The sequence below is a fragment of the Rhizobium sp. 01L410 genome, assembly GCF_056400165.1.
Window position 1 is genome coordinate 142851 of record NZ_JBFTST010000004.1, and the last position, 12619, is coordinate 155469.

The 12619-nt window shown below is 59.8% G+C and carries 14 protein-coding genes; 13 read left to right on the top strand and 1 reads right to left on the bottom strand.

Annotation, left to right across the window (positions count from 1 at the left end):
* Window positions 1-2: 2 nt before the first annotated feature.
* Window positions 3-512 carry a DUF1993 domain-containing protein gene (locus AC1DV9_RS10420; RefSeq protein ID WP_477947655.1) on the bottom strand — a complete coding sequence of 170 codons (510 nt, stop codon included), beginning with the start codon at window positions 510-512 and terminating at the stop codon, window positions 3-5.
* Window positions 513-836: 324 nt separating this feature from the next.
* Between AC1DV9_RS10420 and AC1DV9_RS10425 the strand changes: the two genes are divergently transcribed.
* The 13 genes from AC1DV9_RS10425 (at window position 837) to AC1DV9_RS10485 (ending at window position 12590) form a co-directional block, all read left to right on the top strand.
* On the top strand, window positions 837-1766 hold the full coding sequence (locus tag AC1DV9_RS10425) for a sugar ABC transporter substrate-binding protein (RefSeq protein WP_477947657.1): 930 nt from the start codon (window positions 837-839) through the stop codon (window positions 1764-1766).
* A gap of 66 nt (window positions 1767-1832) precedes the next feature.
* Entirely contained in the window at window positions 1833-3374 is a 1542-nt protein-coding gene (locus AC1DV9_RS10430; RefSeq protein ID WP_310296516.1) for a sugar ABC transporter ATP-binding protein, read from the top strand.
* A gap of 34 nt (window positions 3375-3408) precedes the next feature.
* Window positions 3409-4434, top strand: a complete 1026-nt coding sequence (locus tag AC1DV9_RS10435) for an ABC transporter permease (protein WP_112385930.1) — start codon at window positions 3409-3411, stop codon at window positions 4432-4434.
* 156 nt (window positions 4435-4590) lie between these two features.
* Window positions 4591-5649, top strand: a complete 1059-nt coding sequence (locus AC1DV9_RS10440; protein WP_477947659.1) for a dipeptidase — start codon at window positions 4591-4593, stop codon at window positions 5647-5649.
* Window positions 5650-5696: 47 nt separating this feature from the next.
* Window positions 5697-7340 carry an ABC transporter substrate-binding protein gene (locus tag AC1DV9_RS10445; protein WP_477947661.1) on the top strand — a complete coding sequence of 548 codons (1644 nt, stop codon included), beginning with the start codon at window positions 5697-5699 and terminating at the stop codon, window positions 7338-7340.
* Window positions 7341-7358: 18 nt separating this feature from the next.
* The gene (locus AC1DV9_RS10450) at window positions 7359-8426 is read left to right on the top strand and encodes an ABC transporter permease (RefSeq protein WP_112385927.1); all 1068 of its coding nucleotides are present in this window, start codon (window positions 7359-7361) and stop codon (window positions 8424-8426) included.
* Window positions 8423-9358 carry an ABC transporter permease gene (locus AC1DV9_RS10455; protein WP_477947663.1) on the top strand — a complete coding sequence of 312 codons (936 nt, stop codon included), beginning with the start codon at window positions 8423-8425 and terminating at the stop codon, window positions 9356-9358. The genes AC1DV9_RS10450 and AC1DV9_RS10455 overlap by 4 nt, the downstream gene beginning before the upstream one ends.
* Window positions 9355-10188 carry an ABC transporter ATP-binding protein gene (locus tag AC1DV9_RS10460; protein ID WP_477947665.1) on the top strand — a complete coding sequence of 278 codons (834 nt, stop codon included), beginning with the start codon at window positions 9355-9357 and terminating at the stop codon, window positions 10186-10188. The genes AC1DV9_RS10455 and AC1DV9_RS10460 overlap by 4 nt, the downstream gene beginning before the upstream one ends.
* Complete coding sequence (locus AC1DV9_RS10465) at window positions 10185-10934, top strand: ABC transporter ATP-binding protein (RefSeq protein WP_477947666.1); 750 nt, start codon at window positions 10185-10187, stop codon at window positions 10932-10934. Before AC1DV9_RS10460 ends, AC1DV9_RS10465 begins: the two co-directional genes overlap by 4 nt.
* Window positions 10935-11092: 158 nt before the next feature.
* Window positions 11093-11281, top strand: a complete 189-nt coding sequence (locus AC1DV9_RS10470; RefSeq protein WP_112385923.1) for a hypothetical protein — start codon at window positions 11093-11095, stop codon at window positions 11279-11281.
* A gap of 136 nt (window positions 11282-11417) precedes the next feature.
* A complete protein-coding gene (locus AC1DV9_RS10475; RefSeq protein ID WP_310296505.1) occupies window positions 11418-11582 on the top strand; it encodes a hypothetical protein in 165 nt (54 codons plus the stop codon).
* A gap of 182 nt (window positions 11583-11764) precedes the next feature.
* A complete protein-coding gene (locus AC1DV9_RS10480; protein ID WP_112385922.1) occupies window positions 11765-12274 on the top strand; it encodes a Dps family protein in 510 nt (169 codons plus the stop codon).
* 154 nt (window positions 12275-12428) lie between these two features.
* Entirely contained in the window at window positions 12429-12590 is a 162-nt protein-coding gene (locus AC1DV9_RS10485) for a DUF1328 domain-containing protein (protein WP_112386069.1), read from the top strand.
* Window positions 12591-12619: the final 29 nt, after the last annotated feature.

The window sequence follows — 12619 nt, forward strand, 5'->3', positions numbered from 1 at the left end:
CCTCAGCCGAAGCTGCCGAGATAATCCATCTTGCCGACCGGGGCGCCCTGGTTGCGCAGGATGGCGTGCGCCATGGCAATGTGGAAATAGAAGTTCGGCAGTGCGAAAGCAGCAAGATATTCTTGGCCGCTCAGCGTTATCGTCTTGCCGCCGAGTGAGCGCGTCACTTCGCTCTTCTCCGTGCCTTCAAGCATCTCGGGCGTGACCGTGGCGAGGTAGGCTTCGGCTTTTGCCAGGCGTTCGCGCAGCTCGGCAATCGTCGTTTCGTTGTCTTCGAATTTCGGTGCGTCCGTCGATGTCAGACGGGTAATGCCGAATTTGGCGCTATCCGTGGCGCGCTGAAACTGGCCTGACAGCGGCAGCATGTCCGGTGCCAGCCGCGCGTTCACCAAGATACTGGAATCGATCCCTTTTTCCTTCGCGTAGGCTTCGGCCTTGTCGAGATAGGTGCTCAGCGTTTTCAGGCCGCGCTGAAAGATCGGAACGGTGAGCGTGTACATGGAAACGGACATGGAAACCTCCTGGGGCAAAGGGATCAGCTTGATGCTGAGGCCGCATATCTAGGCGCGGCTGATGACGATTGCATCAGCACGTCTCATGCCATCGCAGATTTTTCCGGCCAGCAGCTGCGTTCGGCATTGCTTTAAAAAGAGTTGACGCCGTCGCAGGAAAATGGAATGAATATTCCGTCAGGCAAATTTTACGGTTTGTTTGTTCCGTTTTGACGGAGCCGCCTCACGGGAGTGGCGGTCGACTGGGATTAAGGCTTTTGGGCTGGGCCCGAAGTTCCGGCGTGAGGAGGGTGCTGCCGGACACCGCTTTGTGGAGGAAATAAAATGAAGAAGTTTATCCTGGGCACTGCGATGGCGCTTGTCATGTCGACGGCCGCGCATGCGGAAACGGTCGGCGTTTCCATGGCCAAGTTCGACGACAACTTCCTGACCGTTCTGCGCAACGGCATGATCGATTACTCGAAGACGCTGAGCGGCGTGACGCTGCAGGTCGAAGACGCGCAGAACGACGTGTCGAAGCAGCAGAGCCAGATCCAGAATTTCATCGCCTCCAAGGTCGATGCGATCATCGTCAACCCCGTCGACACTGACGCAACGGCTGCGATGTCGAAGCTCGCCGCCGATGCCGGCATTCCGCTGGTTTACGTCAACCGTCAGCCCGTCAACGTCGACACGCTGCCTGACAATCAGGCATTCGTCGCTTCCAACGAACTGGAATCCGGTACGCTGGAAACCAAGGAAGTCTGCCGTCTCCTCGGTGGCAAGGGCAAGGCCGTGGTCATCATGGGCGAACTGTCGAACCAGGCTGCCCGCATGCGCACCCAGGACGTTCATGACGTCATCAAGACCGACGAATGCAAGGGAATCGAGATCGTCGAAGAACAGACGGCAAACTGGGATCGTACCCAGGGCTCCGACCTGGTGACCAACTGGCTCTCCAGCGGCCTCGAGTTCAATGCTGTCATCTCGAACAACGACGAAATGGCGATCGGCGCGATCCAGGCCCTCAAGGCCGCCGGCAAGGACATGAAGGACTATGTCGTTGGCGGTGTTGACGCCACGCAGGATGCGCTTGCCGCCATGCAGGCCGGCGATCTCGACGTGACCGTGTTCCAGGACGCCGCAGGTCAGGGCAAGGGCTCGCTCGATGCGGCTCTGAAGCTCGCCAAGGGTGAAAAGATCGACAAGAAGGTCTACATTCCCTTCCAGCGCGTCACACCTGAAAACGTCAAGGACTTCGTCGCCAAGAACTAAGGCGCCGCGTCACGGATGCGGGCGTCATGCCCGCATCCAGTTCCTGCCGTATCCGGAGAGAAGAAGATGGCTATCAGCCCGTCCACCATGGCTGCCGTGCGCGCCAGCGGGGCCGTTCCGAATGCGGAATTCCTGCTGAGTGCCGAGGGCGTTCGCAAGGAATTTCCAGGTGTCGTCGCACTCGACGACGTTCAGTTCCGCTTGAAGCGCGGCTCGGTGCATGCGCTGATGGGCGAGAATGGCGCCGGAAAATCGACGCTTATGAAGATCCTTGCCGGCATCTACACGCCCGACAAGGGCGAGGTGCGTCTCAAGGGCGTTCACATCCAGCTGAAGTCGCCGCTCGATGCGCTGGAAAACGGCATCGCCATGATCCATCAGGAACTGAACCTGATGCCGTTCATGACGGTTGCTGAAAATATCTGGATTCGCCGCGAGCCGAAGAGCCGCTTCGGTTTCGTCGATCATGGCGAGATGTATCGCATGACCGAGGAGCTGTTTCAGCGGCTCAACATCGATATCGATCCGGATATCGAAGTGCGTCATCTCTCGGTTGCCAGCCGCCAGATGGTCGAGATCGCCAAGGCGGTTTCCTACAATTCGGACGTTCTGATCATGGACGAGCCCACCTCGGCACTGACCGAGCGTGAAGTCGCTCACCTGTTCGATATCATTCGCGCCCTGAGAGCCCAGGGCATCGGCATCGTCTACATCACCCACAAGATGAACGAGCTGTTTGCGATCGCCGACGAGTTTTCGGTGTTCCGCGACGGCAAGTATATCGGCACGCATGCGTCTACCGATGTGACACGCGACGACATCATCAAGATGATGGTCGGCCGCGAGATTACCCAGATGTTTCCGAAGGAAGAGGTTCCGATCGGCGACGTCGTCTTGTCGGTCAAGGATCTGACGCTCAACAACGTCTTTCGCGATGTCTCCTTCGATGTGCGCGCCGGCGAAATTCTAGGTGTGGCCGGTCTGGTCGGCTCCGGACGTTCGAATGTCGCAGAAACGCTGTTCGGTGTGACGCCGGCCAGCGCCGGCACGATCGAGCTGTTCGGCAAGAAGGTCGACATCAACTCGCCCACCGTTGCCATCCAGAACCACATGGCTTTCCTCACCGAAGACCGGAAGGACACGGGCTGTCTTCTGATCCTCAACGTGCTCGAAAACATGCAGATCGCCGTGCTGCAGGACAAGTTCGTCAAGGGCGGCTTCGTGCAGGAGCGGGCGCTGGAGAAGACCTGCGAAGACATGGCGCGCAGGCTCAGGGTCAAGACACCCAATCTCGACGAGCGCGTCGAAAATCTCTCGGGCGGAAACCAGCAGAAGGTGCTGATCGGCCGCTGGCTGCTCACCAATCCGAAGATCCTGATCCTCGATGAACCCACGCGTGGCATCGACGTCGGCGCTAAGGCCGAGATCCACAGGCTGGTGACCGAGATGGCCAGAAACGGCGTCGCGGTGATCATGATTTCGTCGGAAATGCCGGAAGTGCTCGGCATGAGCGACCGCATCATGGTCATGCATGAAGGGCGGGTGACCGGTTTCCTCGATCGCGCCGAAGCAACACAGGTGAAGGTAATGGAGCTCGCCGCGCAGTAAACGCGCCGCTCGATTGCCAAAGGGAGGTTTGAACATGAACACAGATGCAGCAGAAGGCCATGCGCCGCTCGCAGCCCGGGTCCGCCGCCGCCGGATACCGCCGGAACTCAGCATCTTCCTGGTGCTGATCGGCATCGCCCTCGTCTATGAGATTCTCGGCTGGATCTTCATCGGCCAGAGCTTCCTGATGAACCCGCAGCGCCTGACGATCATGATTCTGCAGGTCTCGGTGATCGGTATCATTTCGGTCGGGGTGACGCAGGTCATCATCACCGGCGGTATCGATCTGTCCTCGGGTTCGGTCGTCGGCATGACGGCGATGATCGCGGCGAGCTTTGCCCAGGCCTCCACCTGGCCACGTGCGCTCTATCCATCGCTGACTGACATGCCGTTCTTCGTGCCGATCGGCGTCGGCCTGCTGATCGGCCTTCTGGCCGGCTATATCAATGGCCAGCTCATCGCCAAGACCAAGATACCCCCCTTCATCGCCACGCTCGGCATGATGGTGTCGGCGCGCGGCATCTCGAAGTGGTACACGAAGGGCCAGCCGGTCTCCGGCCTGACGGACCAGTTCAACTTCATCGGCACCGGTATCTGGCCTGTTATCGTCTTCCTCGTCGTCGCCCTGATCTTCCACATCGCGCTGCGCTATACCCGCTACGGCAAGTTCACCTATGCGATCGGCGCAAACATGCAGGCGGCGCGCGTTTCGGGCATCAATATCGAAGCGCATCTGATCAAGGTCTATGCGATTGCGGGTCTGCTCGCCGGTCTCGCCGGCGTCGTGACCGCGGCCCGTGCGCAGACGGCGCAGGCCGGCATGGGCGTGATGTACGAACTCGATGCGATCGCTGCGGCCGTCATCGGCGGCACGTCGCTGACGGGCGGTGTCGGGCGCATCACCGGTACCGTGATCGGCACGGTCATTCTCGGCGTCATGACCTCAGGCTTCACCTTCCTCAGGGTGGATGCCTACTACCAGGAAATCGTCAAGGGCGTGATCATCGTTGCCGCCGTCGTCGTCGACGTCTACCGGCAGAAGAAACGTGCAAAGCACTGAAACATGAAAAAATGACGGGGCCGGATGGCCCCGTTTTCACGTTTGGCGTCTATTTCAGCGGCGCCGCAAATTTCTAAAAAAGGGGCTGGCCTATTTTTCCAGCCTTTCTATTGTTGTCACTTGATATTTGCCCGGAAGGGTAGAGCAGGAAGACAGATGCAGCTCGTATTCGATGGCCATAACGACGTTCTCCTCAGGCTTTGGACACATGAAAGAGACGGCAACGATCCGGTCGCCGAATTTCTGAACGGAACGACCCAGGGCCATATCGATGCGCCCCGCGCCCGCAAGGGCGGTCTGGCCGGCGGCCTCTGCGCCATCTACATCCCGTCCGGCGATCTTGTCTTTGCCGATCCGGATGAAAACGGTCACTACGAAACCCCGCTTTCCGCACCGCTCGACCGTCTCCCTTCGCTGGGGATCGCGACCGAGATGGCGGCGATTGCGCTGCGTCTCGACACCGCCGGTGCCTGGCGCCTTTGCCGCAGCGTCAAGGACATCCGCGCGGCCATGGCGAGCGGGATCTTTGCCGCCGTCATGCACATAGAGGGCTGCGAGGCGATCGGGCCGGATCTGGCTGCGCTCGAAGTCTTCTACGCCGCCGGATTGCGCTCGCTCGGCCCCGTCTGGAGCCGCCACAATGTCTTCGGGCATGGCGTGCCGTTCGCTTTCCCGAAAAACCCGGATACGGCGCCCGGCCTCACGGATGCCGGCTTCGAGCTGGTGCGTGAGTGCAATCGCCTCGGTATCATGATCGATCTGTCGCATATCACCGAGAAGGGCTTCTGGGATGTTGCCAAGACCAGCGATCAGCCGCTGGTGGCCACCCATTCCAATGCCCATACATTGACGCCCGTTGCCCGCAACCTGACCGACAAGCAGCTCGATGCCATCAGGGAGTGCAAGGGGCTCGTCGGTCTGAACTATGCGACCGCCATGCTGCGCCCGGATGGACGCTCCGATGGCGAGACGCCGCTTTCCGATATGATCCGGCATATCGACCATCTCGTCGAGCGCGTCGGCATCGATTGCGTCGCGCTCGGATCGGACTTCGACGGGGCGACGATTCCCGACGAAATCGGTGACGCTGCAGGCAACCAGAAGCTGATTGCCGCCCTTCGGGACAGTGGATATGGTGAGGACGATCTCAAGAAACTTGCCAGCGAGAACTGGCTGAGAATCCTGGCTTCGGCGTGGAGGGAGAAGGACGTCTGAGCCTGAGAACTGCTTTGTAATCAATCAAAAACAGGGGAACAGAACCAATGATGATTACCAAACTGAACCGCAGCTTCCGTGCCCTTTCTGCCGGTGCTGCTCTTTCGCTTCTCATGATGGCAGCGCCTGCCGCCTTTGCTGAAACGCCGAAGGATACGCTGGTCGAAGGCTTTGCCATCGACGACATCATCACCATGGATCCAGGCGAAGCTTTCGAGCTCTCGACCGCGGAAGTGACCAGCAACAGCTACAGCCTGCTGGTGCGCCTCGATATGGCCGACACCTCGAAGGTCAAGGGTGACCTTGCCGAAAGCTGGACCGTTTCCGATGATGGCCTGACCTATACGTTCAAGCTGAAGCCGGGCCTGAAGTTTGCCTCCGGCAACCCGATCACCGCAGAAGACGTTGCCTGGTCCTTCGAGCGCGCCGTCAAGCTCGACAAGAGCCCGGCCTTCATTCTCACCCAGTTCGGCCTCACCGGCGACAACGTCACGGAAAAGGCAAAGGCTGCGGATCCGAATACGTTCGTCTTCACCGTCGACAAGGCCTATGCGCCGAGCTTCGTGCTGAACTGCCTCACGGCAACGGTTGCTTCCGTCGTCGACAAGAAGCTGGTGCTCGATCACGTCAAGCCCGTCACCGTCGATGCCGACCACAAGTATGACAACGACTTCGGCAACGATTGGCTGAAGACCGGCTATGCCGGTTCGGGCGCCTTCAAGCTACGCGAATGGCGCGCCAACGAAGTCGTCGTTCTCGAGCGCAACGACAATTACTACGGCGACAAGCCGAAGATGAACCGCGTCATCTACCGCTACATGAAGGAAAGCTCGGCACAGCGCCTGGCGCTTGAGGCAGGTGATATCGATATCGCGCGTAACCTCGAGCCGGGCGATCTCGACGCCGTCGCGAAGAATGCCGATCTGGCGACGACAGACGCGCCGAAGAGCACGATCTACTACGTCAGCCTTAACCTGAAGAACGAGAACCTGAAGAAGCCTGAAGTTCAGCAGGCCTTCAAGTATCTGGTCGATTACGACGCGATCAGCTCGACGCTCATCAAGGGTATCGGCGAAGTTCACCAGACCTTCCTGCCGAAGGGCCAGCTTGGCGCGCTTGACGAAAATCCGTTCAAGCTCGACGTGGCCAAGGCCAAGGAGCTGCTGGCAAAGGCAGGCCTGCCGGATGGCTTCTCCGTCACCATGGACGTGCGCAACACGCAGCCGGTCACGGGCATTGCCGAATCCATGCAGCAGACGCTTGGACAGGCCGGTATCAAGCTCGAAATCGTTCCGGGTGACGGCAAGCAGACGCTGACGAAATATCGCGCCCGCACGCACGATATCTACATCGGCCAGTGGGGCTCGGACTATTTCGATCCGAATTCGAATGCCGATACGTTCACCTCGAACCCCGACAATTCGGATGCCGGCACCAACAAGACGCTCGCCTGGCGCAACACGTTCGAGGCGCCGGATCTCGACAAGGAAGCCAAGGCTGCTCTGCTGGAGCGTGATGGTGCCAAGCGCGCCGCCATGTACCAGGACATCCAGAAGAAATATCTGGAAAACAGCCCCTTCGTCTTCATCTTCCAGCAGATCGAAGTGGCCGGTTACCGCAAGAGCCTGAAAGACTTCAAGCTCGGCCCGAGCTTCGATACCAACTATGTCGGTCCGATCGCCAAGGAATAATCCGGTAGGATTGGTTCATTGAGCATCGTTGAAACAAAGGTGGAGGCGCGGCCCGCAAAGGGCCGCGCACTTCCGCTCGCCAAGGCACTCGGACGCTTTCTGATTGCCGCGGTCACGACCTATCTCGGCCTGCTAGCCGTCACCTTCTTCATCGGCCGCGTGGTGCCGATCGATCCGGTCCTTGCCATTCTCGGCGACCGGGCGCCGACCCATGTGGTCGAGCGTGTGCGCCGGGAAATGGGCTTCGACCTGCCGCTCTACGAGCAGTTCTATATCTATCTGAAGGGCATTCTCTCCGGGGATTTCGGCAATTCGGTGCTGACGACCAACCCTGTTATGACCGATATTCGCCGTGCATTTCCCGCGACGATCGAACTGGCCACCTGCGGCACGATCATCGGCGCCGTGATCGGCATTCCGCTCGGCGTGCTGGCTGCGGTGCGCCGCGGCAGCCTGGCGGACCAAGTGGTACGTGTCATCGGGCTTATCGGCTATTCAGTGCCGATCTTCTGGCTGGCCCTGATCTCACTCGTCGTTTTCTATGCGAAGCTGCGCTGGGTGGCGTTCCCCGGCCGTATCGATATCGTCTACGAATATACCTTCACACCGATAACCGGCTTCTATCTGCTCGACAGTGCCTGGCAGGGACAGTGGGACGTCTTCTACGATGTCTTCCGCCACATCATCCTGCCTGCCTCGCTGCTCGGCTACTTTTCGCTCGCCTATATCAGCCGCATGACCCGCAGCTTCATGCTGAACGAGCTCAGCCAAGAATATATCGTTGCGGCGCGCGCCAAGGGGCTGTCCGAAACACGGGTGATCTGGGGCCATGCGCTGCGCAACGCCGGCGTTCCGCTGATCACCGTCATCGCGCTTTCCTATGCCGGGTTGCTGGAGGGATCGGTGCTGACGGAGACGGTGTTCTCCTGGCCGGGCATCGGTCTCTATATCACCAACTCGCTGCAGAGCGCCGATATGAACGCCGTGCTCGGCGGCACGATCGTCATCGGCACTGTCTTCATCGGCATCAACCTCCTGTCCGACCTTCTCTACCGGACCCTCGATCCAAGGACGCGAAGCCGATGACGGTTCCGGTCAACCAGACACCTCCGATGAGCCGCCGCGAATGGCTGCTTTCCGACCGGCCGCAATCACGCACGCAGGCGCGTCTCGGGCGCGCCTATGTCACTTGGCGGCAGTTCACCGCCAACAAGCTCGCCGTCGTCGGCTTGGTGATCATCATCGGGCTGCTGTTCGTCGCGGCCTTTGCCGATCTCCTGGCAACGCATTCCCCTGTCATCGGCGATCTCAAGAACGCGCGGCTGATGCCGCCGGGCACTGCCGGTTATTTTCTCGGCACCGACGATCAGGGCAGGGATATCTATTCGCGGCTGATCTATGGCTCGCGGTTGACCCTATTCGTCGTCGTTCTCGTGGCGATCATCTCGGCGCCGATCGGGCTGATCGTCGGCACCGTATCCGGTTATGCCGGCGGCTGGGTCGATGCCACCCTGATGCGGATCACCGATATCTTTCTGGCCTTTCCGAAGCTGGTGCTGGCGCTTGCCTTCGTCGCCGCATTGGGGCCGGGGATCCAGAACGCGGTCATCGCCATCGCCATCACCTCCTGGCCGCCCTACGCCCGTATCGCTCGCGCCGAGACGCTGACGGTGCGGCGGTCGGATTATATTTCGGCCGTGAAGCTGATGGGCGCCTCGCCCATCCGCATCATCATCCGCCATGTCATGCCACTCTGCATCTCGTCGCTGATCGTCCGGGTGACGCTCGATATGGCGGGCATCATCCTGACGGCGGCCGGTCTCGGCTTTCTCGGCCTCGGCGCCCAGCCGCCGCTGCCGGAATGGGGCGCTATGATCGCCTCGGGCCGCCGCTTCATTCTCGATCAATGGTGGGTTGCCGCCATGCCCGGTATCGCCATCCTGATCGTCAGCCTCGGCTTCAACCTGCTCGGCGACGGTCTGCGCGATGCCCTCGATCCCAAGGAGAGCGGCCAATGACCGAGCTGCTCGACGTCAACAATCTGCGCGTCAGCTATCCGACGCGCACAGGCGTGATCGAGGCGGTGCGCGGCGTGTCGTTCACGCTCGGCAAGGAGCGCCTCGGTATCGTCGGTGAATCCGGCTCCGGCAAGTCTCAGACCGGCCGCGCCATCATGGGCCTCACCCCGAAGCACGCCGTCGTCAGCGCCGACAGGCTCGACTTCAACGGTATCGATCTCCTGTCCGCCTCCGCCAAGCAGCGGCGTCTTCTGCGCGGCAAGCGGATCGCCATGGTGCTGCAGGATCCGAAATATTCGCTGGATCCGGTCATGTCGATCGGCCGGCAGATCTGCGAGACACTGAAGACCCATGAAAAGGTTGGCCGGGCGGAGGCCAAGGAACGGGCACTTGCCATGCTGGAGGCGGTGCAGATCCGCGATCCCAAGCGCGTCTTCGACCTCTATCCGCATGAAGTTTCCGGCGGCATGGGGCAGCGGGCGATGATCGCGATGATGCTGATCGCCGGGCCGGAGCTGTTGATTGCCGACGAGCCGACATCGGCGCTCGACGTGACCGTTCAGCTCGATGTGCTGAAGATCATGGACAAGCTGGTTTCCGAGCGCGGCATGGGGCTGATCTTCGTGTCGCACGATCTGCGCCTCGTCTCGTCCTTCTGTGACCGTGTCATCGTCATGTATGCCGGCAGGATCGTCGAGGAATTGAAGGCATCCGACCTGAAGAATGCCCAGCATCCCTATACACAGGGCCTGCTGAACTGCATGCCGGAGATTGGCCAGAGCCGTCATCCGCTGCCGGTTCTTGACCGCAAGCCGGAGTGGGCCGCATGAGCGCAGCACTCTCTGTCGAAAAACTCGGCGTCATCTACGACGATTTTCACGCCTTGAAGGATGTGAGCATCGAAGTCGGAACGGGCGAGTCCTTCGGGCTCGTTGGTGAGTCCGGGTCGGGGAAGTCGACGCTGCTGCGGGCCGTGGCGGGGCTTGCGCCGGTCAGCTCCGGCACGATCCGCATTCATGGCGAGGCGCTGCAGGGCGCCAAGCGCAGCAAGGCTTTCTATCGCAGCGTCCAGATGGTGTTTCAGGACCCCTATGGTTCGCTTCACCCGCGCCAGACGATTGACCGGCTGCTGCTTGAGCCTCTGGCGATCCACGGCATCAGCGATGGTGAAACGCGTATTGCCCGCGCGCTTGACGAAGTCGGCCTCGGAAATGGTTTCCGCTTCCGCTATCCGCATCAGCTTTCCGGCGGCCAGCGTCAGCGCGTGGCGATCGCCCGGGCGCTGATCGTCGAGCCGTCTGTACTGTTGCTCGACGAGCCGACCTCGGCGCTCGATGCCTCGGTTCAGGCCGAAGTGCTGAACCTGCTGGAGCAGATCCGGCGCGATCGAAGGCTGACTTTCGTGATGGTCAGCCATGATCTCGGCGTCGTCACCCATATGTGCGAGCAGCTTGCTGTGATGCGCAATGGCGCCGTTGTCGAGCGATTGAGCTCGGCCGAACTTGCCCGCGCCGATGTCCAGGAAGAATACACCCGCAATCTCATGGTCGCGAGCAAAGGCTTCGTCAAAAGCTGAAATGCAGGTTTTTCAAGTGTTTGAAAAGGCTGATCCATGCGCGCGGTTAAGGTTAACGTAGCGTTAAAGACGACCATTCGACTAGACTATTGACAGGCCCGTTTCATCTGTCATGATCCCGTTAACGATTGTTAGTTTTCGTGATCATGGAGGTAAGGATGTTCTTTCTCGGTGGCATGACCATGGGATATCTCGAGCCGCCGGTGAAGGCCGAGCGGAGCGAGCAGCCAGTCGTTTCTATTCCTGCCGAAAAGGACCGCCGCTTCATCGATGTCTCCGCTGCTGCGCAGCGCGAGGAAAATGCGATCGAACGGTCGTTGATCTGGGCCTGGCGCACTCTCTGCTGAGCTTTCTTCCAGCACCGGTTGGATTTTCTACCCGGTTGCCTCTGGAAGGAATTTTATCTCTACCTACCTGATAGAGAATATAAGAATAAAGGTGCAGGCATAAAGCCGCACCAAAGAGAACAGACGGAGGCAACACATGGCAGACCTGGGTATATCGCATACTCACGCGAACCATTATGGTTCCGTGCCGGCAAAGAAGCCGCTCTCCGTGCGCGGCAAGCTGCAGCTTGGCGTTCATGCCGTGCTGCTCACCGCAGCTTTCGCATTCGTCGCTGCGTTCGTATTCGGCCTGATCGGCTGATCTTCGCACCGGCGCTCTGCCAGTGCCATTCCTTCGGAACAATGTGCCGTCCGCGGCATTCTCTGCTTACGCATTCAGCGTGCCGGGAATGGACGTAAAAGGCATAGTGTACCGGACCCCGGTCATTATCCTTCTCCTGCCGTTCCACGCTGTCTGGCGTTCCCAGTCAGGAGTTGAGGACGATGGCAAATACAGCGGTACTGAAACCGAAATCGCGTGACGTCTCGGTGAAAACCGGACTGACCGACAAATATTGCGCCGACATGGCAAAGAGCCTGTCGGCGATCTTGGCGAACACCTATCATCTGGTGATCAAGAGCCACATCTATCACTGGAATGTCGTCGGCCCGCTGTTCAAGCCGCTGCACGAGCTGACCGAAGAGCACTACAATACGCTTTTCAAGGCGACCGATATCATCGCCGAGCGTATTCGCGCCCTTGGTCACCTGGCGCCGGCCCGCGTCGGAGACGCTGCGAAATTCGCGCCTGATAATGGCGACTTCAGCCAACTGACGGCGGAAGACATGGTGCGCGACCTGATCGCCGATCATGAGGCGGCCTGCAGGGCGATGCGCGAAGCCGGCACCGCTGCCGACGACAACAAAGATCTTGTCACCACCGACATGCTGACCGACCGCCTGACTTTTCACGAGAAGGCGCTCTGGATGCTGAAAGCCATCATTGCAAAGTAGGCGTGGGCGCTCTGCGCCTTACCGCCGCCGCGAGGGCGCATGCTCATTTCCATGCGCCCTTTTTCATAATTCATTGATATCGAAAGATTTTCTCAATCTCGCGGAACCTTGGCCGCATATCTTCGTTTACCTGCCAGCAAACAAGGAGATGGGCATGCTTTATTACGCTCTGGTATTTCTCGTCGTCGCCCTGATCGCCGGCCTTCTCGGTTTCGGTGGTATTGCCGGCGCTTCGGCCTCTATCGCACAGGTACTGTTCTTCCTGTTCCTGGTGCTGTTCGTCGTCTCGCTGTTCATGCGTCTGATGCGGCGCTGACGGCGCTGAAAGCATCGTTGCGATGATGA

Coding starts and splice junctions, on each gene's coding strand:
- AC1DV9_RS10420 (WP_477947655.1), bottom strand. CDS start 512: ATGTCCGTTTCCATGTACACGCTCACCGTTCCGATCTTTCAGCGCGGC.
- AC1DV9_RS10425 (WP_477947657.1), top strand. CDS start 837: ATGAAGAAGTTTATCCTGGGCACTGCGATGGCGCTTGTCATGTCGACG.
- AC1DV9_RS10430 (WP_310296516.1), top strand. CDS start 1,833: ATGGCTATCAGCCCGTCCACCATGGCTGCCGTGCGCGCCAGCGGGGCC.
- AC1DV9_RS10435 (WP_112385930.1), top strand. CDS start 3,409: ATGAACACAGATGCAGCAGAAGGCCATGCGCCGCTCGCAGCCCGGGTC.
- AC1DV9_RS10440 (WP_477947659.1), top strand. CDS start 4,591: ATGCAGCTCGTATTCGATGGCCATAACGACGTTCTCCTCAGGCTTTGG.
- AC1DV9_RS10445 (WP_477947661.1), top strand. CDS start 5,697: ATGATGATTACCAAACTGAACCGCAGCTTCCGTGCCCTTTCTGCCGGT.
- AC1DV9_RS10455 (WP_477947663.1), top strand. CDS start 8,423: ATGACGGTTCCGGTCAACCAGACACCTCCGATGAGCCGCCGCGAATGG.
- AC1DV9_RS10460 (WP_477947665.1), top strand. CDS start 9,355: ATGACCGAGCTGCTCGACGTCAACAATCTGCGCGTCAGCTATCCGACG.
- AC1DV9_RS10465 (WP_477947666.1), top strand. CDS start 10,185: ATGAGCGCAGCACTCTCTGTCGAAAAACTCGGCGTCATCTACGACGAT.
- AC1DV9_RS10470 (WP_112385923.1), top strand. CDS start 11,093: ATGTTCTTTCTCGGTGGCATGACCATGGGATATCTCGAGCCGCCGGTG.
- AC1DV9_RS10475 (WP_310296505.1), top strand. CDS start 11,418: ATGGCAGACCTGGGTATATCGCATACTCACGCGAACCATTATGGTTCC.
- AC1DV9_RS10480 (WP_112385922.1), top strand. CDS start 11,765: ATGGCAAATACAGCGGTACTGAAACCGAAATCGCGTGACGTCTCGGTG.
- AC1DV9_RS10485 (WP_112386069.1), top strand. CDS start 12,429: ATGCTTTATTACGCTCTGGTATTTCTCGTCGTCGCCCTGATCGCCGGC.